Raw genomic sequence first — 26,680 nt, 5'->3', positions numbered from 1 at the left:
TGGGGTATTTTCGTGATTAAACGAGTTCAGCCGCTACAGAATCATAAGATCAAGCTTATTTTTTCAAGCTTAGCTACGGCTATGGCATTGGTAAATCATGCTTATGCTGTGATGCCTGCTGCTGGGCAAAATATTACCAATACGGCATATGCAAGTTTTGTACAAACTGATGGTCAAGTTGGTCAATCGGTTTCAAATACCGTTCAAGTGACCATTACACCTAAATATGTGATTAGCCTCACTTCACCAACACGATTAGAAATTGATGCGGGTGCACGAGTGATTTGGCTGAATACGTTGACCAATCATAGTAATGCGCCTGCTGATATTGTGATTGATAAAAGCACTGTTCCCGAATTATCAAATATTAAAATTTATGTCGATAGTAATCAAAATGGTGAATTTGATCGTTCAGATTTGCTGGTTACAGGGCATTTAAGTTTACAGGCTGGGCAAAAAGTTGATTTATGGGTGGTTGCGGATTCTTCCATATCGTTGAATGACAGTCAGCAAGTAGATTTACCACTCCAAGCCTATGTTGTACAAGACCCGACTGCTATTGCAGATGCGGTTAATGCTTTAATTAGTTTCTTACCACAACTCACAGCGACTAAATCGGTCGATAAAACCAGTTTTGAACCACAAGCAGGTCAATCTTATGATTTAACCTATAGCTTGAGTGTGAAAAATAGTTCAACGCGTAATTCTGGTCTGCAAACCATTGACGTTGATGGTGAGGCCATGAAAGCTGTAGTTCTGTTGGATGAAATACCTGCCAACACCATCTTTAAATCGGCTAAACCGACCAATTCTAAAGCGCTGGTTTTATATCCGTTAGGACAAGATAAGTTTACCCGCCAGATTCCAGCAGATAAATCTTTAATCAATACATTGGTGGTGGCATACCCTCAAGCCTTGGCTGCGAATAGCACCGAAGCGGTTGAGTTAGTTGTAACCATGAATCCCAATGTGAGTCATGTATCAATTTCAAACGTGTTCAGTGTTGAGCATGGTTTGTTATCCAATCTGAAAAAAACTGTTTCTAATGAAGTGACGACAAGCGTTGGTGGTAGTGCATCAATTAGTAATAATAGTAAAAATTATTCCAATATTTTAGCCACAGGCAGTTTAAGTCAACCGCTGTACATTGCTGCAAATAGTGCCATGTGTAATGCCTCACGCAGCAATCTTGATAAAGTCAAAATTAAAGTTCAGTCGACGCTGACTGGAGACGTTGAATATGTACAGGGTGTTGAGACTGGAGCGAATACAGGTGTATTCCGTTTCACTTTAGCAACACAAGAAGCCAGTATCATTCATGTGAATGACCAGATTTTACAAACCATCAAGCGTGATCAAGTGATTGTTTCTTTGACGGATTGTTTAGATGAGAGCAGTAATTCGACCAACAGTATTACAGATATTCATACCACAGTATTGATTGATCCTTATGGTGTGGTTTTTGATGCCAAGACCAATTTGCCTGTTGCTGGTGCGAAGGTAACTTTGTTGGATGAGAAGGGTAATCCTGCTGAAAATGTGGCGTATAAATTGGATGAAACCACGGGCGAAAAAGTAGCGATTCCAGCGCAACAGATGACCAATAACAATGGTGAATTTGTATATCCATTTGTCGAAAATGGAACCTATCGACTTGATATTGATACTTCAACCATTGCAGGTTCGACCAATTATAAATTTACCAGTGACAAGACCATTTATAATAATTTTACTAATCGTATCGTTGATAGCTCTTGGTCTTATGGTGGTAACTTTACGTTAAAAACGGGTGATGCTGCACTCAATATTGATATTCCAATTGATCCTGTGGATATTTCTGTTCCCAGCAATGACAAATTGGTCATTAAAAAAGAAGTGGTCGGAACAAATACTGCTGAAATTGGTGATTTTAAAGATTACCAAATTACGGTGGCAAATATGGGGGATTCCACCCTCTATAACGTCAACATGAAAGATACTTTGCCTCGTGGTTTTATTTATGTTTCAGGCAGTACTCGTGTTAATGGGCAAAAAAATGCAGACCCTGAAGGTGGAAAAGGGCCTTATTTGACGCTTGGTTTGGGAACACTGACGCCAAAACAAGAAGCCAAAGTTCAATATCGTGTCTATGTCGGTCCTAATGCACTGAGTGGAGACGGTATTAACCGTGTTTATGCGCAGGACAATAAAAATACCGTTTCGAATGAAGCGCAGGCCGCAGTAAAAGTCACACCAGGTGTATTTAGCCCAGATGGCTTTATTGTCGGTAAAGTCTTTAGTGATTGTAACCGTAACGGCGTTCAAGATGCGGGAGAGCGGGGCGTACCTGGGGTCCGTATTTATATGGAAGATGGTAGCTTTGTGGTGACGGATCGTGAAGGTAAATACAACTTCTACGGCATTCGACCGATTACCCATGTGCTTAAAATCGATAATACGACTTTACCGAATAATGCAGAATTGGTGCTGATTAATAACCGTCAAGCAGGTGACCCAGCCAGCCGTTTCGTAGATTTAAAACGTGGCGAGTTACATCGTGCAGACTTCGCGATTACCGATTCTTCAGGTGAATGCACTCAAGCCTTGGCAGAACAAATTGAAGACCGCCGTAGTAAAATTGATGCACAACTGGATGCATTAGAGCAAACCTTACGTCAAGATTTAACCGTCGATCCACTGAGCAATTCAGTTTCAGATGTACAAGGTCAACCTGCAAGTGGATGTATTAGTGCAGCAGGTGCTTCAGCCAATTGTAATATTGAATATAAAAAAGATCAGATTAAAGACGTCAAAACAGTTCAAATTGAACCAGTAAAAGCTCCTGTTGTTTTAGATCTAGAGCAAGAGCTTGAGCGTTCTGAATCGAATCAACTGGCGATTTTAAATCTGAAAGAGCAACAGATTTTACCTACACCCCAAGCCACCATTCAGGTCAAAGGCAGTTTAGGCACAGACATTCGTTTATTTGTAAATGATGAGCAAGTGTCAGAAAAGCGCATTGGTAAAAAAGCAGTCTATCAAGAGCGTAGTGCTACAGGCTTAGACTTTATTGGTGTGCCGTTGGCGGCTGGCAAAAATAGCATTGCAGTTCGTCAGTACGATAGCTTTGGTAATTTACGTGATCAGCAACAAGTCACAGTGATTGCACCAGATGCGATGAACCAATTGACGACGCAGCCTGTTGAACAAGCCGTTTATGCCAATGGTAAAGATATTTATCAGGTGGTGGTTAAGGTACTGGATCAGCATGGGACACCTATTGCGACACGTACACCCATTACACTGGAATCATCTATAGGTACGATTCAACTCAAAGACCTTGATCCAGATAAACCTGGCGTACAAGTTTTTGCAGAAGGTGGATCCTTGGTGGTGCCCGTGTTGGCACCTTTGGAAGCTGGATCGGGTGTATTACGTGTCCGTAGTGGCATATACGAACAGACTGTGCCTGTGCGCTTTTTGGCAGAACTTCGCCCAATGTTGGTTGCGGGGATTATTGAAGGTTCTTTTGCGCTAAATAAGTTTGATCCTAAAAATCTGTCTCAAAGCTCGACTCAAGATGGTTTTGAAGAAGAACTGAATGATTTGTCCAGTTCAGCCGATGGTGAAACTGTCATTCGTGGTCGTGCGGCTTTATTCTTAAAAGGCAAAGTGCGTGGCGATTATTTACTGACTTTGGCATATGACTCAAGCAAAGAAAATAATCAGCGTCTATTCCGTGATATTCGTCCAGATGAATATTACCCAGTGTATGGCGATGCCTCTGCCAAAGGTTTTGACGCACAATCGACCAGTAAACTTTATGTACGTGTCGATAAAGGTCGTTCTTATGCCATGTATGGTGACTACGTTACACGCACCGAAAATGATGAAGGACTTTCTTTAGGTCAGTATAGCCGATCGTTAACGGGTTTAAAGTCAGTGGTTGAAGGGGATCGCTTTCAAGTCTCGAGCTTTGCTGCACGTACCAATACCACGCAAGTCGTAAATGAACTCCGTGCAATGGGGGTTTCAGGTCCTTATGCCTTGGGTATGGACAGCAATGACATGCTTCAAAATAGTGAAAAAGTTGAAGTGATTGTGCGTGACCGTAACAACCCTGGTTTAATTATTTCACAACGCACTTTAACTCGGTTTAGCGACTATGAAATTGATACCTATACTAACAGTATTTATTTAACTTCACCGTTAAGTAGCATTGATGAAAATCTAAACCCAGTCTATTTAAGAATCACCATTGAAACCGATCAAGGTGGCAAAGAATATACCGTGGCGGGGGTCAATGGTCGTTATAAATTGAATGATAAAGTGACCGTCGGCGGTTCTTATATTCAAAATGATGATCCGATTGATCAGGAAAAAATTGCCAGTGCCAATACGGTGATTCGCTGGAATGATCAAACCAAACTGATTGCAGAATATGCTTATTCTGATCATGATTTAATGACTTTGGATCAGCTAACCGATGTGAATGCCTCGACAGCTGCAAATACCTCGGGGGATGGTTCCGCAGCACGTGTAGAACTGGACTATAAAAAAGGTGATGTCGATGTGCGTGCTTATCATCAGCAGGCGGATGTTGGCTTCCGCAATGCAGCATCTTCGATCAGTTCAGGACGTAAAGAAACGGCTGTAAAACTGAATGCACGTTTAGATGAATTGGGTATATTACGTATTGAAGCCGTGCGTACAGAAGATATTGCCAATGCAGGGGTACGTAACGGGATCAGTGCTTCAATTGAAAAAGCCATTAACCGTATCGTCAGTTTGGAACTGGGTGTTCGTTATTATAATGAGTCATTGAATGCCGCCAGTAAATCTACGCAAAGCGTTGAAACACCTTATGATGGCACCACGGTTCGTGCCAAATTGAAAACAGCATTACCATTTGATGGTTCAAGTGCATTCATTGAATATGAACAAGATGTCGCTGATAGTGATCGCCGTGTCTTTGCAATCGGCGGTGATGCCCAAGTTTATAAAAATATTCATGCTTATGCACGGCATGAATTTATCTCAAGTATTGGCGGTTTATACGAACTGAATGACACGCAAAAACGCAACACCACGGTATTTGGCTTAGACAGTCAATATATGCGCGATGGTTCGGTATTCAGTGAATATCGTGTGCGCGATGGTTTAAGTGCGCGTGAAGCAGAAGCGGCAATGGGGGTGCGTAATCGTTGGCAATTAAAAGAAGGTTTATTCTTTAATACCAGCTTTGAGAAAGTGAAAGTTTTTGAAGGTGAAAACAAAGATTCATTAGAATCTACCGCTGCAACTTTAGGCTTTGAGCATTTATCTAACCCACGTTGGAAGAATGTAGCGCGTATTGAAGGGCGTTGGTCAAATCAAAGCGATAGCTATTTAAATACGTTGGGAACAGCCTATAAGTATTCAGATGAAGTCACTTTTTTGGCAAAAAACGTATTAAATTTAACGGATAATAAAGCTGCTGATTCAGGTGATCGTTTAATAAACCGCTTCCAGATTGGTGCAGCTTATCGTGATTTAGAAACCAACAAATTTGATTCACTCAGTAAAATTGAGTATCGCTACGAAAAGAATGAGACCACCTTAAGTGATCCGTACGAGCGTAATGCTTACATTATGTCGCATCATTTAAATTATCATCCAACGCGCGATGTGCATGTGTCGGGTCAGTATGCTGTGAAATATTTAGAAGAAACCTACGACCTATTGCAAAGCAGTGGTATGACGCAAATGCTGAATACGCGTTTCATGTATGACATTAATGAACGTTGGGATGCTGGGGTAAATGCTGGCGTCATGTGGAACAGTGTTTCAGATGGCACCAAGCTGATGGCAGGGGTTGAAGTGGGTTATCTTTTGGCGGCCAATCTTTGGGTTTCTGGTGGATATAACTTTGTTGGTTATGAAGATAAAGATTTAACCGATGGCGATACCACGATGGACGGTGCTTATTTCCGTTTCCGCTTTAAATTTGATGAGAACCTTTTTAATCAAAACAAGGCAAGCGTGAATAAAGCGTTGGAGCCTAAATTATGAAATTTTTAGGATTAAAAGCATTGCTGTTGGCTGGGTTGTTTAGCCCAGTACTTTATGCCAACACAGAGACCCATCAATTCACATATATCTCATCGCATCAACAGATTCAGTCGAAAATACGTGAGGTGCTTGAGCAAAGCACTGATGTAAAAGAAAAATATCAACTGGAAAAAGCGCAAACATGGCTCAGTTATGCAGACCAGTTATATAGTGAAAAGAGTAAGCCCAAAAACTTAGAAATGGTTTATCAGCAGGCGCTGAATATCACCAATACGGACAACAGAGTGCAGCTTGCGACTCAAACGCCAATTTTAGCTTTTGCTCAGGTTATGCGCCGAGATTTGTGGGCTCGTATAGAAAGTATTAAAGCTCATGCAGGTTTTCAGTGTGCTTATAAAGAGCTTGCTCAGGCAGAGGTTAAATTGGTTTGGGCCGCAGCCGAATATTGTCAATTGGGATGGCATCATTCGCGCGAGATTTTTGCTGCGGCAGAGCGCTTAGTTGATCAGGCGGGATATTTGGCACAGCATTGTGAAAATGACCACTATCTCGATCAGGCTTTTAGTCCTGTAAAAATTGCTACAGTGGAACAATTAAATGGTTCAACAGGCTGTCAGGGCGTCAATCTAGCGTATTGGCCTTTTACTCCGAATCAATAGTTTGAGCATCATTTGCTTTTATTCAGATTTTTAATAACCCTGAATGTGAATATTTCAGGGTTATTTTTATTGCTCATTTAAGTTTATTTAATAAAACTTAATTCCTTACTGATGCGATCCAACACAGGTTTTTTCTTGGCTTGAAACTGTATTTTATTTTGTTGAATTAAATTGTTGCCGTGGGTATCAATCGAGATGATCAAAGGGCCAAATACTTTGACGCGGTTATCGTACTCTACCAGCAGATGTTTAGCCCGCTTGCAAGATTCGCCACGCGTTGCGTATTTTTTAAATCACTTAAAAGAATATTTGGCGCAGCATGTCGATAATTTGGTACAGCATCGAACCTTGCATTAAGCCATGCTAGTCCATGCTTTTACAGCAGGAAAATAGGCTTCAGAGTATTGATGCTCAGGCATAAAAAAACCAAGACTGTTCGTTTGAACAATCTTGGTTTTTGGAACTAAAGATTAAGCTTGAGCAGGTGCTTTTGCTAAAACTTCAGCCATTGCTTTGGCAACGATATAAACATTGTTCATGTTTAAGCCCGCAACACAAATACGACCACTACGTACCAAGTAAATCGCATACTCTTCACGTAAGGTATCGACTTGTTCGCCTGTTAAGCCTGTGTAGCTGAACATGCCTTTTTGTTCAACCAAGTAGTTGAAGTCACGGTCTGGAAGCGCTTTGGTTAATTCGTCTTTCAAAATACGACGCATTTTAATAATACGTTCACGCATTTCTTTAACTTCATTTTGCCACTGTTGATTTAACGCTTGGTCATTCAAGACTTGGTCAACCAACCATGCACCTGTTGTAGGAGGGCTAGAGTAGATACGACGTACTGTTGCTTTCAATTGACCGAAGGTGCATTGAGCAGTCGCGGCATCGTCACACACGAATGTCAAACCACCCACACGCTCACCGTAGAGTGAGAAAATCTTAGAGAATGAATTGCTGACAATAAAGTTTAAGCCCGCTTGGTCAAGTGCGCGAATCGCATAAGCATCTTGTTCCATGCCTTCACCAAAACCTTGGTAAGCAATGTCCAAGAATGGAATAAGTTGACGTGCTTTTAGTACGGCAATGACTTGATCCCATTGCGCAGGAGTTAAATCTGCACCTGTCGGGTTGTGGCAGCAAGGATGAAGCAATACCACGCTTTGTTCTGGTAATTGTTGTAAGCAAGACAACATACCATCAAAGTCTACACCACGCGTTTCTGCATCGAAGTATGGGTAGAAATGGGTTTTTAAGCCCGCGCCATTAAAGATCGCAACGTGGTTGTCCCACGTTGGTTGGCTCACCCAAACTTCAGAGTTCGGGAAGTAATTTTTTAAGAAGTCAGCACCGACTTTCAGCGCACCAGAACCACCTAAAGTTTGAATCGTTACGGCACGACCACTTTGCACTGCTGGGCTGTTTTCACCAAATAACAAAGCTTGAATTGCATCGCGGTAAGGTTTGAAACCTTCCATTGGCAAATACAATTTGGTTTTGCTTTGCTGTGGCTCAAGACGCTTTTGCGCTTCCATGATTGTTTCAAGCTGAGGAACAATACTGTCTTCATTATAGTAAAGACCAATACTTAAATTGACTTTACCTTCACGAGGGTCGGTATTGAACTGTTCCATAAGCGACAAAATTGGGTCGCCCGCATAAGGAGGGATATGTTGAAACATTAAAAAATCCTTGTTTGTTGCAGCTAGGGTCAAACTGTTCGCGCTTCGCATCGTCCAGTTAAAGTTGGTGATAACTTAAGCCGATTCGCATGAGTTTTGCAAGACCAGTTTCATCCAATATGATTCTGGTCTTACATTGGGGAGGCATTGCCTTTATTCAATAGATTTATTTAAAAGAACTATCCGGGTTTAATATTAAATTTGCATTCACAGCTTTGTATTTTCGCTGCTTCATCCAATAGGCCAAACTTAAACAGCCGACCCAAGCAGGAATCATATACACCGCGATACGCATATCAGGGGTTAGGCTCATAATCACTAAAATACCCAACATAAATACAATGCACAGATAATTGGTGAATGGATAAGCCAAACTTGGGAACAACGAGGTTTTTTGCTGTTGTTGTAGGCTTTGACGGAATTTTAAATGCGTGATTGAAATGACCACCCAATTAATCACAATAGCAGCCACGACTAACATCATCAGCAAGCCAAAGGCTTTTTCAGGGAAGATGTAATTCAGTAAAACGCATAGTGCAGTAACTAATGCAGAAATGAGAACTGCATTGACAGGAATCCCACGAGAATTAATTTTTTTAAAGAATTCTGGTGCATTGCCTTGTTCTGCCAAACCAAGCAACATGCGGCTACTACAATAACTGGTGCCGTTATAGACAGAAACCGCAGCAGTTAAAATCACGAAGTTTAATGCGGTGGCAACGCCTTGGCTGTCGAGCGACGCAAATACCATAACAAATGGGCTGCCACCTTGTGCCATTTGATTCCAAGGGAACAAGGCTAAAAGTACAATCAAAGTTAAGATATAGAAAATCAAAATGCGGTAGATAATCTGATTGACCGCTTTAGGTAAGATTTTTTGCGGATCGTGCGCTTCTGCCGCGGTAATACCGAACAGTTCAATACCCCCAAAGGCAAAAATAATTGCTGCCATAGCCATGACTAAACCGCTGACACCATTCGGGAAGAAACCACCGAGTGCCCAAAGGTTGCTGATCGCAGCTTGTGAGCCTGCGCTACCCGTTGCCAGCAAGTAAGAGCCAAAACCAATCATAGCGACAATGGCGAGAATTTTGATAATCGAAAACCAGAACTCCATTTCGCCGAACAGTTTCACGTGGAGCAAGTTAATGACATTAATTAAAATAAAAAAGCCAAGTGCCGACATCCAGGTTGGAATTTCTGGCCACCAGTATTGGACATACAGTCCCACTGCACTCAGTTCTGCCATACAGACCAGAACATTCAGCACCCAATAGTTCCAGCCCGACATGAAGCCTGCAAAACGGCCCCAATATTTATTGGCAAAATAGCTGAAAGAGCCACTCACAGGCTCTTGCACCACCATTTCACCCAGTTGTCGCATCATAAAAAATGCAATGAGTCCAGCAATGGCATAACCCAGAATAACGGAAGGGCCTGCAAGTTTAATAGATTGAGAAATTCCAAGGAATAGACCTGTACCGATTGCACCGCCTAGGGCAATCAGCTGGATATGACGGTTGGATAAACCGTGCTTGAGCTGACCGTGATCATTGTGTGACATATGATTATTCTCATCCTTGTCGTGTAATTATTTCCTAATAAATTACGTATATCATAAATTGATTAAAAAATAATATACAAGTGAAACACCTAATTATTTTTTATTTCTCTTAAAAATAAGAAACTTAGGTGTCTATTTCTATCTGATGATCCCTATAAAACATCCTTGTTTTTATAGTAATGCACCAAATATGGGCATTTATTGTAGCGAGTTCGTCGGGGTTTTCTAGCCAAAAGTGTTGTTTAAAACAGCAGTTGAATGCGGTGTTTAAGTGAACGAGAGACAACAAGAAATAATAAAATTATGAATAAAGTAATTAAATTATATATTGCGTAATTTTATAAATTCAGTATGATGAAATGAAATTGATACAATTGTCGTAATGAATTGGAATTTTGCTTTTATTTAAATAATTGATTTTTATCAAAGTAATAAAATTTCATCAGTGCGATCAAGTGAAGAGTGTAGAGAAAATAACAAGGATGACATCATCATGAACTCACAATTGAGCTGTTTTATTCCTGTTTCAGCCCATTCAGATTTCACCATTCATAATTTGCCTTATGGCATTTTTAGTCGTTGCAAGGAAGGCGAACGACGTGTTGGTGTTGCGATTGGCGAGTGGATTTTAGATTTAGCTGCTTTAGAGCAGGCAGGCGTTCTGCGTTTGAGCGAGCATGAGTGCTATTTTAATCAGCCAAATTTGAATAAATTTATCGAATCAGGCTCAAGCAACTGGCACAAAGTCCGTCGTGAATTACAAGCATTACTGGCTCTGGATAATCCACGCTTACAGCATGATGTAGCATTACAGCAACAGGTACTCTATAAACAGCAAGACGCCATCATGCACTTGCCTGTACAGATTTCAGGTTATACCGATTTTTATTCTTCTAAAGAACATGCCACCAATGTGGGCTGTATGTTCCGTGATCCTAAAAATGCCTTATTACCCAACTGGAGTGAATTACCTGTTGGTTATAATGGGCGTGCCAGTTCGGTGGTAGTGAGTGGAACAGAGATTGTTCGTCCATCGGGGCAAATCAAATTACCTGAACAAGAGCGTCCAGTTTTTTCAGCGACACGTAAGCTGGATTTTGAATTAGAAACGGCTTTTATTGTGGGTAAACCGAGTCGTTTAGGTCAGCCGATTCATATTGAAGATGCTGAAGCCCATATCTTTGGTATGGTGCTCCTCAATGATTGGTCGGCACGAGATATCCAACAATGGGAGTATGTCCCTTTAGGCCCGTTCAATGCCAAAACCTTTGCCAGTGCTATTTCGCCGTGGGTTGTGACCATGCAAGCTTTACAGCCCTTTAAAATGCAGGGGCCTGTACAAGAACCACGTCCATTGGCCTATTTACAAGAAAATGTCGAAAGCAGTTATGACATTCAGCTTTCGGTAGAAATTCAAACACCTCAAAGTGACAGCGCGGATGTAATTTGCCAAACCAACTTTAAATATATGTACTGGTCAATGGCTCAGCAGTTAACGCATCACACCATTTCTGGTTGTAATGTCAATGTCGGCGATTTGATGGGCTCGGGCACGATTTCGGGTTCAACCAAAGACTCATACGGCAGTTTGTTGGAACTGACCTGGAACTCAACCGCACCCTTAAATTTAGCCAATGGCGAACAACGTAGTTTTTTACAGGATGGCGATACGGTCATCATGAAAGGGCATGCAGAAAAAGATGGCATACGCGTGGGCTTTGGTGAAGTGCGAAATACCATTTTACCTGCTTTAAGTTTTGACTTTGCTGAAGCAGTGCAGGTACAGCATGAAACTGTATAGCTATTTTCGCAGCTCAGCGGCGTTTCGTGTGCGGATTGCCTTAAATTTAAAAGGCTTGAGTTATGACACACAAGCGGTGCATTTGCTGAAACAGGGTGGCGAACAACACTCGGCAGAGTACGTGGCAATCAATCCGAGTGAGTTGGTGCCGACGTTATTGGATCAGCAGTATGTATTGACGCAATCACTGAGTATTCTTGAGTATCTGGAAGAAGCCTATCCAAAGACGGCTTTGCTGCCTCAGAATTTACAACAGCGCGCGCAGATTCGTGCTTTTGCCCAGCACATTGCTTGTGAAATTCATCCCCTGAATAACTTAAGAGTGTTGCAGTACTTAGAGCAGACGCTTGCAGTGAGTAATACTGAAAAGACTGCATGGTATCAACACTGGATTAAGCTCGGTTTTCATAGCCTAGAGCAACAATTACAGCAATCGAATGGTCAGTACTGTTTTGGTGAACAGGCGAGTTTTGCAGATTGTTGCCTAATTCCACAAGTGTATAACGCCAAACGTTTTCAAATTGATTTAACGGAATATCCAAAAATCCAGTCGATTTATACGCATTGTATGCAGTTGGCAGCTTTTCATCAGGCTGCACCAGAACAACAAGCCGATTGGGAATAAAACAGAAAAAGGAGTTTGATTATGAGTTTTGCAATTAAAAAAATTCACCACGTTGCTTACCGTTGTAAAGATGCTAAAGAAACAGTGCAGTGGTACAAGACCATGTTGAACATGGACTTTATTTTAGCCTTTGCTGAAGACCATGTGCCGTCCACCAAAGCGTTTGATCCCTATATGCATTTATTTTTAGATGCAGGTCAAGGCAATGTGTTGGCATTCTTTGAGTTGCCAACGCAACCAGAAATGGGACGTGATGAAAACACCCCAGCTTGGGTGCAGCACATTGCCTTTGAAGTCGAAGACTTAAATGCGTTATTGGCAGCCAAAGAACATTTAGAACAACAGGGTGTGAAAGTGCTTGGCATTACCAACCACGGTATTTTCCATTCGATTTATTTCTTTGATCCGAATGGTCACCGTTTAGAGCTGACTTATAACGATGTGCATGCCGATGAAAAAATCGCGCGGATCACTGAAGAAATGAAACTGGAAATGCTGGATGAATGGAGCAAGACCAAACGCGCACCGCATCATACCCACTTCTTACATGAAGAAGAATTAGGTGCTTAAACCAAGCTTTTGATTTTTTAGTTTTACCCTTGACTGCATTTTTGACCGAATGCAGTTTTTTTTGCTGTGAGTGATCGTCGGACGGGCTGTGAGATTCAATGTCATTCAAAAAGATGATTTCAGTTTTTTGTAAATCTCAGGCATGATGTCACGGACCAATGTGTCCTTGTGTAGTCACACAAAACTAAATAAATGATTGAAAAAATGACCTTTAAAGAGCGCGTCAATGGTTGAAGAAAAGTTATCGGGTGGAGTGCAATCGCTTGAAGTGGGTTTGGCCGTGTTAAATGCACTGGTCGAGCATAATCAACCGATTATTCTCAAAGATCTATCGCACAAGCTGAGTATGCATCCAGCCAAAGCTCACCGCTATTTGGTGAGTTTGATCCGCATGAATTACGCCAAACAACTGGACGATGGTCAATACGCACTGGGTGATCAGGCTTGGCGTTTAGGATTGAACTGTATTCAACATACTGATGCCTTACAACAAGTCCAATCGATGATTTATGCCTTGCAGGCCAAGATTGGTTGTAGCATTCAAATTAGCAAATGGTCACCGCGAGGGCCTTTGGTGGTGCAGTCGATAGAGTCGAATCATCCGATTGCGATTGTAACCAAAGTCGGCTCAATTATGCCATTGGTTAACTCGGCATCGGGGCGGGTCTTTGCTTCGTATTTGCCAGAAAGTGTTATTCGTCCTTTGATGCAGGAAGAATGGGACAAAGCGGCCGCTTTAGGCTTAGCACTCAAACCTGCCAATTGGGATGAATTTAACCAATTAAAACAGCAGATTTGCACAGAACAGATGGCTTTGGCGAAAGGGGATTTGCTGGTCGGCATTAATGCGGTGGGTTTACCTGTATTTAATGCACAAGGCCAGATTGAATTTTCTGTGGTGGCAATAGACAGTGAAACATTCCTACCGTTGCACATAGGCAGTGAAAAAGTTCAGTTATTGCAGCAAGAAGTGGCTGCGATTAATCGGTTTATTCAAGCCCGTTAAGATGGCTTATGCTACATGCTAAAAAAGGCGACTGAATTCAGTCGCCTTTTTTGTGAGTGAAACATGCTTAAATGGGTTCGCATGTTTCGCCCGCCTGTATTGAGGTTTAAACACATCGCTTAAACTTGGAGTACCCCACGACGGATTTGATCACGTTCAATCGATTCAAATAGCGCTTTAAAGTTTCCTTCACCAAAACCATCATCGGCTTTACGTTGAATAAACTCGAAGAATACGGGTCCAAGCATATTTTCTGAGAAAATTTGCAAGAGCAGTTTCTTCTCGCCATTTTGAGTTGATCCATCCAATAAAATACCACGTTGCTGTAGCTCATCTGTTGGCTCGCCATGATTTGGCAAACGCTCTGGTAGCATTTCATAATAAGTATTTGGTGGAGGGGTCATGAATTTCATGCCGAGGGCTTTCAGTTTGTCCCAAGTACCAATTAAATCATCGGTAATAAAGGCAATGTGTTGAATGCCTTCACCATTAAAGTCGGCAAGGAACTCAGCAATTTGACCATTGCCTTTATCTGAATCTTCATTCAATGGAATACGAATTTTGCCATCAGGTGCGGTGAGTGCTTTCGAGGTTAAACCTGTGTATTCACCTTTAATGTCGAAGTAGCGAATTTCTTGGAAATTAAAGATTTTTTCATAAAAGTTTGCCCAATATTCCATGCGGCCTTTGTAGACGTTATGGGTTAAATGGTCAATTTCATTGAGACCTGTACCAACTGGGTGCGGGTTAACACCTTCAATAAACTCAAAGTCATTTTCATAAATGTCACGGTCAATCAGGAAAATGGGCATACCGCCAATGCCTTTAATGGCAGGAATATTGAGTTCCATTGGACCTGCTTGGCTATAAATAGGTTCTGCACCTAATTCCAATGCTTTTTGAAAGGCCTTGGCTGCATCGCGTGTTTTAAACCCCATGGCACACGCTGAAGGACCATGCTCTTTATAAAAATAAGAAGCATAAGATTCAGGTTGATAGTTCAAAATAATATTGATATTTCCTTGACGCCATAAGTACGCATTTTTGGATTTATGCTTTGCGACTTTGCTAAAACCAATGGTTTCAAAAATTGGATCGAGATCATTTTCCTTTGATACAAATTCAATAAATGCAAATCCACATAATTCTAATGGGTTTTCTAAAATATCCATCTTATTTCCCTCTTGTCATGCAAGGACGAGTCCAATGTTCAGGCTGTTTGGGATGTGAGGAACGACATAGAAAAACCTGTAGGTTTCTCAATCTTCAGCAGGGTACATGCTGTGGCATGACCAAGTTCAAACGTTCAATGACACATCCTATGTGACTTTTATGATGGTGCTGTGGAATACCGCATCGTCATTCACTGTAGGGCTATTTTAGTTTTACAGTGGTTTTCTCTGATGGTTGTGATATTCCCTTCACCGATCATCTGTTTAACTGTGCTATTTGTGCATCAAAAAGGTGCACATTGGCTACTTTATGTTGAGAACAGCTTACTAAATCCAATTTAATTATGCAATACATAATTAAATTATGTTATTTGTAATTTTATCATGCAATATCTACGCTAAGCTCTTGCAGCATTCTAGATTTGGAAAAAACCTGTTATTGCACATAACAACAATTGAATTTGAATAAAATTTTTAAAAATCAAAAAACTACAAATTCATCTTTACGATAAGCTACTCAAAAAGATGGTTGGCTCATTGGGCTTCTTTTCAAATCTTGAATATTAAAGCCACAATTTCACTACTTCATTAAAGCATGCTTATAGGATCTGTATAATCCATAATCATCAAAGAATGCAACAAAATTGTGCATAAATGGATTAAATGCACCACAATGTGTATTAAAAATTAAATAATGCATGATTTGTGCTTATTGTATTTTGCTCAAAACGTGCGGATTTAATGCTAAATTTCAAAAAAATGTTTCAACCTGCGTATGTAAATCGTTGGATTTAATGAAATAAAAAATCTTATAAAGTTGAAATGTGCATATTTATTTTATTTTGGTACATAATTTGCATTAATTTTGCATATTGTATGTCTTGGATTTTCTTATGGACAACCAACCTTTATCAAATTCTGCCGTTTTGGCACCTCTCCCAGCAGCCATGACACATTCAAAAGTAGAAGATGTCGTAGCACTCTTTATTGGCACCTTCCTGTTGTCTTTTGCGATTAATATCATCCAACAGGGTGGCATTATGACAGGCGGTACAGCAGGTTTAGCCTTGTTGCTACATTACATCTTTAATGTGTCTTTCGGGACCTTGTTCTTCTGTATTAATATTCCATTTTTTTATTTAGCCTATCAAAAAATGGGACTGCAAGTGGTGCTTAGAACCATGGCGGCCATTGGCTTGGTTTCATGCTTTGCAGAAATTAATCCGAGTTTTTTTAGTCTAGAGAACATCAATCCGATCTATGCTTCCTTAATTGCCAACATTATTTTGGGTGTTAGTTTCCTCATTTTATTTCGCCATAAGTCGAGTATGGGAGGCATCAATTTATTGGCAATGTTCCTGAACGAGAAATACAATATTTCTATGGGTAAATTCCAAATGTTTGTGGATATCAGTATTTTGATTGCATCGGCATTTTTTGTTGATTTTACTTTACTCATGATCTCGATTATGGGAGCCGTGGTCTTGAATTTGATCATTGCAATGAACCATCGTAAAGATCGTTATGTCGCTTAATTAAGGTACTTAACAGAGGGAGCAGGGCAAATCGAATTTGTTTTTTTCGCCCTGTTTCTATAAAGTAGTTTGCAGACAAAAACGCGCTTTTTCAGCAGTTTGATAACAAAATTCTAGGATAGATGATGGGCGATGAACTGGACGATTACGATCGTAAAATTATTCAGCAATTACAGCAAAATGGTCGTTTAACCAATCAAGAGCTGGCAGAGTTGATTGGTCTTTCAGCGTCACAATGTTCGCGTCGTCGTGCCACATTGGAACAAAAAAAGATTATCACAGGCTACTATGCACAAATTGCGCTGAAAGCAGACCCATCACCGATTACAGGCATGATCGAGGTCAGTATTCGGAATCATTATGATGATGGTTTTGAAAAGTTTTTGGAATTTATTTTGGATGAGCCGCGCATCCGTGATGCCTATAAGCTCACAGGTACATCAGACTTCTTGCTTAAAGTGGCTGTCAAAAATCTGGATGAAATGTCGCAATTGATCAGTAAAATTTCTTCACATCAATTTCAGATCAATGATATTACGACCTCCATTGTGCTGGAAAAACTCAAAGAAAACTCGATTGTTTTATCTAATCCTGCATCCAATACCGAAGCGCTTTAAATAACTGGCAGGGTTTTGTCTGTTGAACGGCAAAACCTTTCAGCATGAAATGAATAGAAGAAAAACGATTCTTACGCTACAATTGAGCCTATTTTTGTCTCACCTGACAGTGGTATGCAGCGCGTAATTTGCGTGGGCATCGCTGTGTACAAATTGCAGATTTCCCTAATGTTCAAAGATCAATTATTGAAAGAAGTTCAGGCACGCCGAACCTTCGCGATTATTTCCCACTCAAATAACACATTATAATTTATCTTATTTCAACGCATTTCAAAAGCATCAAAAATAAATATAATAATATCATATTTTACAGTATCTTAATTAATTTTATATTTTTACCTATTGCATGGTATTCCAAGTTGTTTTAAGTTTTTTTATGAGCTTTGTGTACATGAATGTGTACATAAAATTGTTGATTTTATCTAAATTTAATATTTGTACACAGAGGTGTAATGGTGTTGACAGATACATGGCTTAAAAAAAATTTAGGTAAGATTAGAGCTGAACAACATGTTGAAGCCAATAGAGATGGATTGAGTGTACGTGTCTCTCCCAGAGGAAAAATCACCTTTCAAATGCGCTTCAGATATCAAGGCAAGCAAGCACGTCTTGATCTTGGGTCTTACCCACATATTACTTTGCATGAAGCCAGACTTGAGCTACAAAAGATGAAAGGTGTTTTGGAGGCAGGTCATGATCCAAGAGTGCATAAAAAATTAGAACTTCATAAGGTTGGTAATGCACTAACTTTTGAAGGACTCTATCGAGAGTGGCATGAAAAATACTGCTTGGTTAATAAGAAAAATGCACAACAGCAATTGAGGTCTTTTGAGTTGTATGTGTTTCCTAAATATGGATCGTTGCCAGCAGATCAAATCACACTACATATGTGGCTGGAGTTATTTGAAGCACATTTTGAAAAGTCCGCTTCAATTACAGATCGATTGCTGACAAATACCAAGCAGTGTTTAGATTGGGGGGTAAATCGAAAGCTTGTAGAACATAATCCGATACGTCATATTGTTGGTAAGCGTGACTTAAACATTAAGAAAAAGAAAGTGGATCGAGTTTTTGAAGACAAAGAGCTCGCTTTAATCTGGAAAATCTGCGACGAATCGAGAATGGCCTTGAAGAATGCGTTGTTTATAAAGATTTGTCTCTTTTATGCGAATCGGTACAGTGAGCTTAGAATGGCGAAAAAGTCAGATTTTGATTTAGAGCGTAAAGTCTGGATTGTACCTTCTGAGAACCATAAAACAGGGCAACATACTAACAGAGCTCTTGTAAGACCTATTTTGCCAGAGATAGAGCCTTTTATTAAACAAGCGATGGAGCTGAATGATTCGAGTTATATGTTTGTGAATAGTGGTACTAAAGAGATGTTTGGACAAAATGGACCGGGTAAGCTTCCCTATAATGTTATGCAATATGCACGGCGTCACTATGGCGTAGAAATGAAGCATTGGTCAATGCATGACTTGCGAAGAACTGCTCGTACGCATTTCAGTCGTTTCACCTCACGAGATGTTGCAGAGTTAATGATCGGCCATACTATGTCTGGGGAGCAGGGTACTTATGATTATCACGATTATCTTGAAGAAATGAGTAAGGCTTATAAGCAATGGTGGTATAAATTAGAAAGCCTAACTAAGTAGTTAGGCTTTCTTCTTTCTAAAGTATTTATTTTCCCAAATTTTAATTTGTCCTGAATCCCAGAGACTACTGGAACCTACAGAGAACTTTATAGGTGATGGAAATGGTTCCTCAAACAATGTTTGATTTGTCTGTTGCCATCTCCATAACGTTGTATAGGATTTGATTTTGAATCTATCGCGTATTTCTTGAGAAGTAATATAAGACATTGTTGATCTATTCCTTTGAATTATTTAAAGCATGATGAATATCTGTATCAATATATGGTGAGTCTTTTTGAAAGGCTTTATCTATAGCGATTGAAAGATCTTTTAAATCAATGAAATAGGGTGATTTTTGGCTTTTGTCTAATCTTACGCACTTAAAAGGAAAGTCCATTTTTCTTGCTTTTTCCAGAATATTTTCTTTACTCAGATGTGGGTAGAAAACCTTACAGACATCATCTAGCAGTGGCATTGGGTTGCCAAATTTAAGAAAAAGGTAGTTGTATGTGGAAATCGATATTTGCATTTTTAAGTGCTCAGTTGTTGTTGATAAGAGCATTGTGCAATGGCTTTGTTGCACAAACCTATCTCTAAAGGCTTATTCCACAATATAATTTTCAAATGAATAAGCCTATACCTAAAATTTATCGTACAACCAATTGGTCTTCATATAACCGAGCACTCATTAATCGTGGAAATATTGCCATTTGGTTTGATCCTACTACGCAATGGTATGCCCCATCAAAAGGCAAACAAGGTCGAAATCAAACTTACTCCGACGCAGCTATCCAATGCTGCCTAATGATTAAATCTCTCTTTCGATTGTCTTTACGTATGGTCACTGGCTTTGTTCAAAGTCTCATCCATCTTTGTGGGTTAAATTGGGTAGCGCCAGACTACACTACAATTTGTAGGCGACAACAGCATATTGATATTACGATTAGCTATCAAAAAAGTAGTGATGGACTACATCTACTTGTCGACTCTACTGGTTTAAAGTTTATAGGTGAAGGTGAATGGAAACGAAAGAAACATCAGCCTGAATATCGTCGACAATGGCGCAAACTTTATATTGGTATAGATGCTGAAACACTTCAAATACGGGCAGTTCAGCTCACAACCAACAATGTGAGTGATTCACAGGTGCTTGGTCATTTACTTGCTCAGATTCCAGAAGATGATAGAGTTGACTCCGTCTATACCGATGGAGCTTATGATACCAAACAGTGCCGGAAGGTCATTGTGGATAGGCAAGCACAAGCAGTGACTCCACCAAGAAAAAATGCGAAGCCATGGAAAGATAAAAAGATGGCCTCGCTAGAACGCAATGAGATTCATGCACGTGTGGCGGTATTAAATAAATTTACGGACTTAGGCAGACCACATACCCGAGTTGTCACTTAAATTTGAGTAGATATGAGAAATCTTAACTTTTAAATCTTTGTGCAACAAAGCCTTTGGGAATTAAGAACGTCTTTAGAGCTATCAGGTTCCCCTGTACCAATCGTATTTGTTTTTTTTTGTATTTTTCTTTCTCTGTGGTTGGGTGAAGGTTCTTTCATACTTCATTCTACTTTTTCCCTGATAGGACTTGAACCTAACCATGTAAATTCATGACCTAAAATAACCGATTGTGATAATGGTTTGCGCCCCCCTTAATCTTCAGATACGTTAATCTGACCAGGACCTAGTTACAACTGAGGAGGATTAGGTGAGTTGATATCTACAGATTTCTTAATGCAGCGAATTACCTTTGGAACACGTCTGATGTGTGTTTGATCCGGTAGTTCCATTTCAAGAATAGTCAAGGCTAAAAAGGCATTGGTGTCAGGAAGGCAGAAACCCTAATTTTTCTCATTTCCTCATGTCACGGCATTACTTTAGGGTATATATGGTTTCTTTAAGTAAAATCATCATGTTTTGCAATACTGCTAAATAAGATACTTATGGCATCCTGGGTATATTCGCTGTATTTATAGTAGGCAATAAATACATGATCATCTGATGTGAGGCTATCACCTATAAGGATCGTCCAGATATTTTCTTCTTCTGTATGAGGTGTGTAGAGCCGTTCATGTCTTTCGGCCTCATCATATGTTGTCAGAATTCTGGGAAGTTCTGTAGATAGACCATATCCTCTCACCAGAAACTCAAAATAAGGTACGAGTAGTTCCTTGTATTCCTGATTTTTTAAAGAGAAAGAAACACAATTCTCACGTTGGCTTGGATTAATATAAAATTTATTCCTGTCTGAGAAGAAATGATCTATTTTCCCTGTCTTTTCTTCTCGCTTATATGCTTGAACATAGGTATGTTTAAAATCTGTATGGTCAATATCAGACTCCTGTATATCCAAGGGAGGATAGTCAACCAATCGTTCATGGTGCCAAACTGTACCAATAAGCAAAGACACCAAATCTGTTATATTGGCATCAATAAAAATAAAATTATCTGTAGGGGTGTAATCTTCCAGAAGTTCCCTAAAAGCAACATGAACTTTAGGTTGTGCATTTCTACGATCAGCTTTTGCTAACGTCCCATAACCACCACACCATTAAGAACTTTTCAGCATTCGATTCAAGAACTTTGAATGCTGGTGATTTTTTTTATCTGGAGAATTATCAGTATTTTTTTCATTAGGATGATTGCTCATGATCAGCCTTTCAATTGAATAAAAGAAACAACACCTTTTGAAAAACAATAGTAATTAACAACAAAGAGTTTGCTGGAGAGCTCTAATCGATCAGTATTGATATAAACTTTATTAGATATAAGATTTACAATTTGAAAATCGTTGAAGTCTAATACAACACTAAAGTGATTACTGATTGCTTTGATCAAAGATTCTTTAGCAGAAAAAATTATTGTGAAATCCAAATGATTTTTTATAAGGTTGTTCTCTTTATCATTAACAACATTAAATTTAATTAATTCAAATTCTTCTTCCGAAATCCAATGTTGAACATCTGCACCTATTCCGCCAGTATCTTTATCTCTAGATAATGCAGCAAATACAATGTTCTTAGAATGGCTTAAGGAGCCTTGTAAACTAGGTGGGAAAACTGGGGCTCCCAATTGATTAGAAAAAAAATCCCATTTTTGAGGATGGTCACACAAAGTTTTAAGAGCAATTCTGCCAGCGAGATACTCACTAAGTCTGACATTTCCATAAGCATGGTAAGAACTTGGTAGTTCAATTTCGTTATCAATAAAATCTTTAAATATCATATTTTTTTGTTGAAAAACTAGAGAAATAAACTCTAAACCATCAAACATTAAGCTTGTTACAATTCTAAATCTAAATTTTTTGATAAATATGGCCTTTAAACTTAAATAATGAGATTTAATATTTAATGCCTCAAATAATAAGGCATTAAATATATAATTGAACAACCTACATTGTTGGATAATCAGTATAACCTAATGCACCACCAGTATAAAAATACTCATCTCTAGGATTATTTAATTCATATCCAGTTCTAATTCGATCAACTAAATCGGGATTTGAGATGAATAATGCCCCCATACTAACAGCATCAGCAATTTTACTGGAAAGAGTATCATCTAATATTTGGACAGTAGAAGGCCAGTGCCCAACAGATTCATGGGGGTTAAGAATCAACGTCCCATTCCATAAACCTCTAATCAACTTGGTCATTTCTCTATTATTTGACTCCATTATGTGAATATATGCTAGATCCTCAGGTAATAATGGAATAAATGTTTGATATAAAAGTTTGGAATCACCCTCGTAAATATCATTATAAGGATTTTCTGGTGAAATTCTTATACCAACTTTATCTGCGCCAATAGCCAATGCGCATTGATGAATTATTTCTAGAGCAAATTTCAAACGGCCCGTAATATCTTTTCCGTAATCATCACTTCTAAGATTTGTATTTTCAGCCATAAATTGATGGATCAGAAAACCATTTCCACAATGGATTTCAATGCCATCAAAACCAGCTAATATTGCATTCTTTGCAGCATTAACATGATCAGCTATCGCTTGAGTGATATCAGTACTATCCATCTCTTTGGGTAATTCGAATGATTTTAGACCTTCAGGTGTATAAATTTCACCTTGTGCACAAACTGCAGATGGTGCAATACATTGAAGCTGCTCAGTATAATTTAAATGATGTCCAATTCGACCAGAATGCATTAGTTGTGCAAAAATTTTTCCATTTTTATCATGAACAGAATTAGTTACTTTCGTCCAGGTTTCCACTTGCTCTTGTGAATGTAAACCAGGAGTATTCATAAAGCCTTTACCTACTAAGCAAGGTTGGATCCCTTCCGAAATAATTAGACCCGCAGAAGATCTTTGTGAGTAATATTCTTCCATAATTTTAGTAGCGCAACCATCATCAGAAGCACGACAGCGCGTCATAGGTGCCATTACTAATGAATTAGATGCAGTAGTACTACCATATCGAATTTCTGTTAAAAAGTTCTTCATTTAAATTTCTCCTTATATTGTTTTGCTAATTCAGCAGCAAAAATTGCATTGCTTACTAATACATCAGCATTTGCTTTTGATGTTTTGCCTAAAGTTTTCTGTTCTAAATCTCTCATAATGAATTTGGTTATATGTTTTCCAGAAACATTTTCAAATTTTGCACGGCTAATGGCATTGTCAATGAATTCTTTAAGTAGATCACTATCTAAAGCATCTTTTGATAAAGGTGGAACAGCAATAACCGTCCCGCCTTGAAGATTTAAATCTCTATGCGTTTTTAAAATGTCACATAAATAATTAATATCATTAATATTACAAGGACTCACAAAGCCACTGTTTTGACAGAAGAAAGCTGGGAAATACTCTGATTTATAGGTAAGTACAGGTATTGCTTGTGTCTCAAGAAATTCGAGTGTTAATCCAATATCAAGAATGTTTTTGACACCAGCACAAATAACATTTGTTTTAGAACGTGTTATTTGAATCAAATCAGATGAGATATCAAAAGTAGTACTAGCCTCACGGTGAACCCCTCCAAGGCCTGCTGAAGAGAAGAACTCAATACCTAATAAATCAGAACAGACTAAAGATGCTGAAACAGTAGTAGCTCCAGATTCTTTTTTTGCTAATAACGTTGAAATATCTCTGCTTGAAACTTTAACAATGGATTGATCATTTGAAAATTTATCAATAATTGAGTCATTTGAACCAACAATAATTTTTCCTTGATCAATATAAATTGTTGCTGGTACAACTCCCTTGTCTCGTACAGAGTTTTCAATTTTCGTAATTGTTTCGATATTCAGTGGATATTTCAGCCCATGTGTTAAGACATTAGACTCAAGTGAAACAATAGCTTTATTCTCATCTATTGCAGTTTGTACTTCTTCACTTATTTTAAAAAAATCAGAAATTAAAGAACTTCTATTATTTAAAAACATAACCTGGCTCCTTAATTAAATATTTTCTATTAGTGATTAATTTGCTTTTAACAACTGAAGAAAACCAATTTTCTTCAATAACTTCAATAAGTGATATTGAAACCGTGTCATCATTAACGTTAAAAATTTTTCTAGTTAATAATAATGTTTCATCAATTAACTTGATTTTATCTATTTCTTTGGGATAGTAGTGAATTTCGATATGTGGCATATTAAATTCTCAAAATTAAATTAAATTTACAAGTTTTTTTGCATTATTTTGGTTCAGAATATTGTAATGATCTGAATCAAAATCAATCATGCTAATATTATCTCGATAAGCATTATGGAGAGTGTTGATAAAAGTATAGTCATCACCCTTTGCTTTAATAATTTTGATTGGAAAACCAATATCACCTTTAGAAATGTTTTCAAACTTATAATCAAACTGATAAGTTTTTAAAATCAAATTGGTTATTCTTTCAATAACTGAAAGCTCTAATCCATCTAATTTTTCATAAACATAGTCATTAAATTCATTGATATTATTAACTTTGTCGATGCAATCTAGTGTCATATTAATATCAATCTTGCCAAAAAAGACAGATAATAAAACTGCTACAAACCGTTTGTTTTTAAAGTTAAATTCCAATAATTCATCTTCAAAATCATCAAGTAGGGGATTTCCTGGGCAAATTAATACTAATTCATTAATTTTTTTATTCTTTTTTTCAAGAATAGTAGCAACCTCAAAGGCAATTTTTGCTCCAAAAGAATAGCCCCATAACGAAAGTGGAGTATCAATTTCCAGTTTTTCTAATTCCATGATATCTGCTAATGCCATGTCATTAATTGTCTTATATGGTTTTTCATCAGCATTCAAACCATAACTTTGTATGGCGATAAATTTTTTATCTGAATACTTAGCAAGGTTTTTCATTTTTAAGGGGTAACCACCTAGGCCAGGCCAACAGATAACAGTATTAGTTAAATCTTTTGGAGAAGAATTCATGTAGATCACTCTGGAGCTAGAAATATCCTCTTTATTGTCCCTTTTTTCATCAATAAATTTAGCGAGAATATTTAATGATGAATACTGAAAAATATCTTGCGCTTTAATTTTAATTTGAAAATCATTATAAATATGTGTAATCATTTTAATTACATTTAATGAATTACCTCCAATTTGAAAGAAGTCGTCTAAAGCTGAAACATTTTCTATATTGAGTAACTTCGACCATAGATTGGATAAGTGAATCTCAGTCTCAGTTGAAGGCATCTTATAAGGTTTATTTAATGATATTTCACTATATTCATCGAGAGTATATAAATCTTTATAACTCACTTTACCACTAGGATTTAAAGGCAATTTTTTTACCACAATAATTTGATTAGGTATCATATATTTAGGTAAAAATTTTGAAATTTCATTTTTAATAATTTCCGCTGGACCATCTATGTGTACGGAATCTTCATTCATTCCTTCATGTTCAATTTGAGATTGTGAAATTTTTCCACCTACACAGAAATAAGTCGGTGCTGGATCAACCCCTATTTTTTTCAAAATTTCATAGAGTTTAAACGTACTTGGTAAGTTATTATCTGATTTAGAACTATAACCTGAAGACATAAATCCTAATTTCAAATCATTTCTTTGAATTACATCTAATCCAATCCCTAACGCAATATAAGCTAATACCGGATCTGTCTCTCGACTTATAATTGATATACCAAGCATTGACCTTTCATAAGTACTTTGATTGATAGCAATTACATCATTTTTTTCAATTTTTAAATCACATTTAAATTTTTTAATTTGTTTTTTTCTTATCCATGTTATTTTGGATGGCATACTTGCTGAATTATTCTCTTGAATTAAGAGTTCAATATTTGGTATCCATTTATCGTCTAAATCTACTAATTTGAAAGATCTGATATAATAATGATTTTCATTTAAATCGAATTTTTTAATTAGGTTCTCAAATAATGGTATTGGTTTTAAAGCATATTGACTTTTATTAACTAATGCATCAATAGATCCAACTAGGTGACCAGTTTCAATCTCCAAAACTTCTTTAACATTGTTCTGATAAACATTTTTGATAGCACTTTGATCGCCAATAAAGTGAAAATTTAGAAAAGTTTGAGATTTAGGTTCACAATCTGCTACTTTGTGTAAGGTTTTTTCAATTTGATTAAAATAATAATAACCATCTGAAAGACCTTGAATTTTATTAATTTCCAAATATATTTGAGTTGCATACAATGCACCAGGCGATGCATAAGAATATTTATAAAGTAATCTTTCTTCACTATTGAAAGCACTTAACCAGTATAAAATTTTATTTAAAAAAACTAAATTGAATATAGGTTTACTAGAAGAACTTGGATGATAAA

General features: G+C 38.1%; 19 protein-coding genes and 2 pseudogenes. 10 read left to right on the top strand and 11 right to left on the bottom strand.

What is annotated here, in order from left to right:
- The first annotated feature begins 12 nt into the window (after window positions 1–12).
- A complete protein-coding gene (locus tag DCO44_RS07055; RefSeq protein WP_228157525.1) occupies window positions 13–6,030 on the top strand; it encodes an SdrD B-like domain-containing protein in 6,018 nt (2,005 codons plus the stop codon).
- Complete coding sequence (locus DCO44_RS07050; protein ID WP_116760415.1) at window positions 6,027–6,689, top strand: hypothetical protein; 663 nt, start codon at window positions 6,027–6,029, stop codon at window positions 6,687–6,689. Before DCO44_RS07055 ends, DCO44_RS07050 begins: the two co-directional genes overlap by 4 nt.
- Before the next feature lie 83 nt (window positions 6,690–6,772).
- On the opposite strand, the pseudogene DCO44_RS07045 reads toward DCO44_RS07050, so the two are convergent.
- The 3 genes and pseudogenes from DCO44_RS07045 to DCO44_RS07035 all read right to left on the bottom strand — a co-directional run.
- Window positions 6,773–6,916, bottom strand: a pseudogene (locus tag DCO44_RS07045) (L(+)-tartrate dehydratase subunit beta); the annotation flags it as partial.
- A gap of 243 nt (window positions 6,917–7,159) precedes the next feature.
- Complete coding sequence (locus DCO44_RS07040) at window positions 7,160–8,374, bottom strand: aromatic amino acid transaminase (protein ID WP_116760413.1); 1,215 nt, start codon at window positions 8,372–8,374, stop codon at window positions 7,160–7,162.
- A 166-nt stretch (window positions 8,375–8,540) separates the two neighbouring features.
- The gene (locus DCO44_RS07035; protein WP_116760411.1) at window positions 8,541–9,938 is read right to left on the bottom strand and encodes an amino acid permease; all 1,398 of its coding nucleotides are present in this window, start codon (window positions 9,936–9,938) and stop codon (window positions 8,541–8,543) included.
- Between the two features lie 493 nt (window positions 9,939–10,431).
- Between DCO44_RS07035 and fahA the strand changes: the two genes are divergently transcribed.
- The 4 genes from fahA (at window position 10,432) to DCO44_RS07015 (ending at window position 13,940) form a co-directional block, all read left to right on the top strand.
- A complete protein-coding gene (fahA, locus tag DCO44_RS07030) occupies window positions 10,432–11,739 on the top strand; it encodes a fumarylacetoacetase (RefSeq protein ID WP_116760409.1) in 1,308 nt (435 codons plus the stop codon).
- Entirely contained in the window at window positions 11,726–12,364 is a 639-nt protein-coding gene (maiA, locus tag DCO44_RS07025; protein ID WP_116760407.1) for a maleylacetoacetate isomerase, read from the top strand. The genes fahA and maiA overlap by 14 nt, the downstream gene beginning before the upstream one ends.
- Before the next feature lie 21 nt (window positions 12,365–12,385).
- Window positions 12,386–12,934 carry a VOC family protein gene (locus tag DCO44_RS07020; protein WP_044739012.1) on the top strand — a complete coding sequence of 183 codons (549 nt, stop codon included), beginning with the start codon at window positions 12,386–12,388 and terminating at the stop codon, window positions 12,932–12,934.
- Between the two features lie 226 nt (window positions 12,935–13,160).
- Window positions 13,161–13,940 (top strand): IclR family transcriptional regulator, encoded by a 780-nt coding sequence (locus DCO44_RS07015; protein ID WP_116760405.1) that lies wholly within the window; start codon window positions 13,161–13,163, stop codon window positions 13,938–13,940.
- A gap of 119 nt (window positions 13,941–14,059) precedes the next feature.
- Here the strand turns inward: DCO44_RS07015 and hppD are convergent, their stop codons facing one another.
- Window positions 14,060–15,112, bottom strand: a complete 1,053-nt coding sequence (gene hppD, locus DCO44_RS07010) for a 4-hydroxyphenylpyruvate dioxygenase (protein WP_116760403.1) — start codon at window positions 15,110–15,112, stop codon at window positions 14,060–14,062.
- Between the two features lie 893 nt (window positions 15,113–16,005).
- Between hppD and DCO44_RS07005 the strand changes: the two genes are divergently transcribed.
- The 3 genes from DCO44_RS07005 (at window position 16,006) to DCO44_RS06995 (ending at window position 18,919) form a co-directional block, all read left to right on the top strand.
- Complete coding sequence (locus DCO44_RS07005) at window positions 16,006–16,647, top strand: YitT family protein (protein ID WP_116760401.1); 642 nt, start codon at window positions 16,006–16,008, stop codon at window positions 16,645–16,647.
- 125 nt (window positions 16,648–16,772) lie between these two features.
- Window positions 16,773–17,264, top strand: a complete 492-nt coding sequence (locus DCO44_RS07000) for an Lrp/AsnC family transcriptional regulator (RefSeq protein WP_116760399.1) — start codon at window positions 16,773–16,775, stop codon at window positions 17,262–17,264.
- Window positions 17,265–17,716: 452 nt separating this feature from the next.
- A complete protein-coding gene (locus DCO44_RS06995; RefSeq protein WP_116760397.1) occupies window positions 17,717–18,919 on the top strand; it encodes a tyrosine-type recombinase/integrase in 1,203 nt (400 codons plus the stop codon).
- Between the two features lie 214 nt (window positions 18,920–19,133).
- Here DCO44_RS06995 and DCO44_RS06985 read toward each other — a convergent pair whose 3' ends face one another.
- Complete coding sequence (locus DCO44_RS06985; protein ID WP_228157527.1) at window positions 19,134–19,427, bottom strand: pyocin activator PrtN family protein; 294 nt, start codon at window positions 19,425–19,427, stop codon at window positions 19,134–19,136.
- Window positions 19,428–19,522: 95 nt separating this feature from the next.
- Between DCO44_RS06985 and DCO44_RS06980 the strand changes: the two genes are divergently transcribed.
- Complete coding sequence (locus DCO44_RS06980) at window positions 19,523–20,305, top strand: IS5 family transposase (protein ID WP_116760391.1); 783 nt, start codon at window positions 19,523–19,525, stop codon at window positions 20,303–20,305.
- Between the two features lie 53 nt (window positions 20,306–20,358).
- Here the strand turns inward: DCO44_RS06980 and DCO44_RS06975 are convergent.
- From DCO44_RS06975 to DCO44_RS06950, 6 genes and pseudogenes are all read right to left on the bottom strand, one after another.
- Window positions 20,359–21,554: pseudogene (locus DCO44_RS06975) on the bottom strand (hypothetical protein); the annotation flags it as partial.
- Between the two features lie 2 nt (window positions 21,555–21,556).
- Entirely contained in the window at window positions 21,557–22,177 is a 621-nt protein-coding gene (locus tag DCO44_RS06970; RefSeq protein ID WP_116760389.1) for a 4'-phosphopantetheinyl transferase superfamily protein, read from the bottom strand.
- Between the two features lie 118 nt (window positions 22,178–22,295).
- A complete protein-coding gene (locus DCO44_RS06965; protein WP_116760387.1) occupies window positions 22,296–23,363 on the bottom strand; it encodes an alkene reductase in 1,068 nt (355 codons plus the stop codon).
- Window positions 23,360–24,304, bottom strand: coding sequence for a pseudouridine-5'-phosphate glycosidase (locus tag DCO44_RS06960; RefSeq protein ID WP_116760385.1), 945 nt, complete (start codon window positions 24,302–24,304; stop codon window positions 23,360–23,362). Before DCO44_RS06960 ends, DCO44_RS06965 begins: the two co-directional genes overlap by 4 nt.
- A complete protein-coding gene (locus DCO44_RS06955) occupies window positions 24,291–24,515 on the bottom strand; it encodes a hypothetical protein (protein WP_116760382.1) in 225 nt (74 codons plus the stop codon). The genes DCO44_RS06960 and DCO44_RS06955 overlap by 14 nt, the downstream gene beginning before the upstream one ends.
- A 15-nt stretch (window positions 24,516–24,530) precedes the next feature.
- The coding region (locus tag DCO44_RS06950; RefSeq protein ID WP_213066313.1) for a thioesterase domain-containing protein at window positions 24,531–26,680 on the bottom strand (2,150 nt) is incomplete at its 5' end.

Origin of the sequence: Acinetobacter sp. AM (assembly GCF_003105055.1) — a bacterium.
GTDB classification, from domain to species: Bacteria; Pseudomonadota; Gammaproteobacteria; order Pseudomonadales; family Moraxellaceae; genus Acinetobacter; species Acinetobacter tibetensis.
Note: the sequence above shows the minus strand (reverse complement) of the source record. Positions and strands in the feature narration are given on the sequence as shown.